Genomic DNA, 2842 nt, shown 5'->3' with positions numbered 1-2842 from the left:
TCTCAGTTGGTGATTATGTAACAATGTATTGCTTGGATTCGGATAGTCAGGTATCGCTTGAGATTGTTGGTATATTCAGCGGAACAGAAGGAATGGGAAATAATGCGCTTTCAATTTCTGATTTACCTGCGAACCAAGGATTTGTTGATTATGATACGATGTTTGAAAACTTCGGTAGAGAATTGGACGGCTATAATGAAATTGATATCTATGTGGAAGACCCTGAGGGTATTCATAATGTTTATAATGAGATTAAAAACCTTTCGGCATTAAAGAATAAGACACTTGCACTATCAATTAACACAGAAGATTATAATACGATTTCAAATCCACTTGAACATCTAAAGGAAATGGTTCAAACACTTCTTATCCTTATTGTATGTGTTAGTATTATTATACTTACTCTTTTACTGATGATATGGACAAGAGGGCGTAAACGTGAAATCGGGATACTGCTTTCAATTGGAGAGAGTAGAAGAAGCATCATGACGCAATTTTTTGCTGAAGTAATGATGATTGGACTATTTGCATTTGGTGCGTCTATTTGTTTAAGTAATGCAATTTCAGGTATAGCAAGTGAATTTCTAATTGCACAGGTGGATTCCTCGGTTGAGAATTTGAAGCTTGTTATTTCTGTCCAACAGGTATTGCCTGTATATATTAGTAGTTGTGTGATAATACTGCTATCTGTAGTTGTAGCATCATGGAGTGTACTACGATTAAATCCAAGAGATATATTTGCAAAAATGAGTTAGGAGGAACTAGTGATGGTTGTTGAAATAGTTAATGTTAAATATTCATATGAAAAAGGGAAAAATATATTAAAGGGTATCAATGCACAAATGGAAGCTGGCAAAGTATATGCGATATTAGGTTCTTCAGGATGTGGCAAAACGACATTATTATCGTTGCTTGGAGGTTTAGATATCCCTTCCTCAGGGAAAATACGATTTCACGAAAAAGACATTACAGAGAAGGGATTAGAGGCACATAGGAAGAATAATGTTGCATTTATTTTTCAGAATTATAATTTAATTGATTATATGACGCCAGTTGAAAATATTCAGCTTACCTCTAAAAAAGATGCATTGCCATTCTTAGAAAAAGTAGGGCTTACAAAAGAAGAATCGAAAAGAAATGTTTTAAAACTTTCTGGTGGACAGCAACAGCGTGTTGCAATTGCGCGAGCCCTAGCGTCAGAAGCATCTGTTATTCTTGCTGATGAACCAACAGGCAATCTTGACGAAGATACAGCAGCGAATATGATTCGTATATTAAAAGATAGCGCTCATGAGATGAATAAATGCGTTGTTGTCGTAACACATTCCAATGAACTGGCAAGACAAGCAGATGTTGTTTTCAGGCTTCAGAAGGGGGAACTTCGTGTTATGGAGGGGTGAAGTTTTGAGAGAATAAATTTAGTTGTTGGATTTGTAATAATATGATAAAATCATAGTATATAGACATAATGGTTGCGAGATGTTATATATTTTGCTAAAGTAAGAGCAGGAATATACATATCCGTAATTGAATATCGTTTAATAAAAAGCATGAAGAACACTTGTTCTAAATGCTTTTTTGTGTTAATATGGATATAATTAGAATTAGAGCATAGAATTAAAGTCCATCCAGAGAGGATAGAGTTGAAAGAAAATGATTGAGAATAATACAAATGAATTGCTTATAAACTTAGATAATCTACATACAACAGAATTAGGAATAGAACGAATTAAAAGAAATCTTTCATTAGATGTAGAAGACGTCGTTAACTGGTGTAGAGAAAAAATACAGGACTCAAACGCTTCAATAACGAGAAGGGGAAAGAACTGGTACATTAATATAAATTATTGCGAGATAACAGTAAATGCTTATAGTTATACGATTATTACAGCGCATAAGAAAGGTATGGTTAGTTAAAGTGAAAATGAAAAAATATATAACAATGAGTATTTTACTCGTACTAGTAATGTGCATCTTATCTGCATGTAGTTCAAAAGAAAGCAATGGCGTGGATAAAAACATTAAAGAGCAAACCGAAGAATTACTAACGAATAATGAAATATATGGGAGAATACAAGATGAAAAAAGTACACAAGAGATAAAGACAGAAGCAAAACGTCAAGAGAATGAGCATATAGAACCAGAAGATATAACTGTGGATTACACAGAAGAGTTTCAATCAATGGAAGGGTGTGCAGTTATTTTTGATGAATCAAAGAATGCATATATGTTTTATAATGAGGAAGCATGTAAAACGGAGGTATCGCCATGCTCTACATTTAAGATTGCTTCTACTTTAATCGGGTTACATAATCAAGTTATCACATCAGAGGAAAGTAAGATGGGGTATAACGGAATGGAGTATCCTGTTGATTCGTGGAATGCAGATCTGAATCTGAGGGATGCATTTCAGAATTCATGTGTTTGGTATTTTAGAAAAATAATAGATGAAGTGGGAAAAGAAGAAGTTAAGGAAGAATTGCTTGCATTAAATTACGGAAATTGCGATGTATCTGAATGGAATGGAAGTGGTGTGAATGCATTTCCTCAATTAAATGGATTTTGGTTGAATTCCTCTCTTGAGATATCACCTTGGGTACAAGTAGGCATGTTACGGAATATTATAGATGGAAATATAATCTATACACAAGAGGAAGTAAATATTCTGAAAGATATTATGTTTGTGGAAACAAAAGATGTAGGTAAAATATATGGAAAGACAGGTACGGGTAGTAATCATGATGCATGGTTTGTTGGATTTGTGGAGAAGGAAGAGTCATATATTTATTTTGCTGTATATTTGAAAGATGATGATTCTGATGAGGTAAATGGAACAATGGCA

The 2842-nt window shown here is 33.7% G+C and carries 4 protein-coding genes; all 4 read left to right on the top strand.

Going from position 1 to position 2842, the window contains the following annotated elements; translation table 11 throughout:
• Positions 1-755 (top strand): ABC transporter permease (locus tag RMR19_RS00060; RefSeq protein ID WP_310601505.1); only part of this gene is annotated, 755 nt, incomplete at its 5' end.
• A gap of 9 nt (positions 756-764) precedes the next feature.
• Positions 765-1400, top strand: a complete 636-nt coding sequence (locus tag RMR19_RS00055) for an ATP-binding cassette domain-containing protein (protein WP_310601504.1) — start codon at positions 765-767, stop codon at positions 1398-1400.
• Positions 1401-1653: 253 nt separating this feature from the next.
• A complete protein-coding gene (locus tag RMR19_RS00050; protein ID WP_310601503.1) occupies positions 1654-1917 on the top strand; it encodes a DUF3781 domain-containing protein in 264 nt (87 codons plus the stop codon).
• A 7-nt stretch (positions 1918-1924) separates the two neighbouring features.
• Positions 1925-2842: penicillin-binding transpeptidase domain-containing protein (locus tag RMR19_RS00045; RefSeq protein WP_310601502.1), on the top strand; the 918-nt coding region annotated here is incomplete at its 3' end.

The sequence above is a fragment of the Anaerosporobacter sp. genome (assembly GCF_031551385.1).
Classification (GTDB): domain Bacteria; phylum Bacillota; class Clostridia; order Lachnospirales; family Lachnospiraceae; genus Anaerosporobacter.
Note: the sequence above shows the minus strand (reverse complement) of the source record. Positions and strands in the feature narration are given on the sequence as shown.

Coding starts and splice junctions, on each gene's coding strand:
- RMR19_RS00050 (WP_310601503.1), top strand. CDS start 1,654: ATGATTGAGAATAATACAAATGAATTGCTTATAAACTTAGATAATCTA.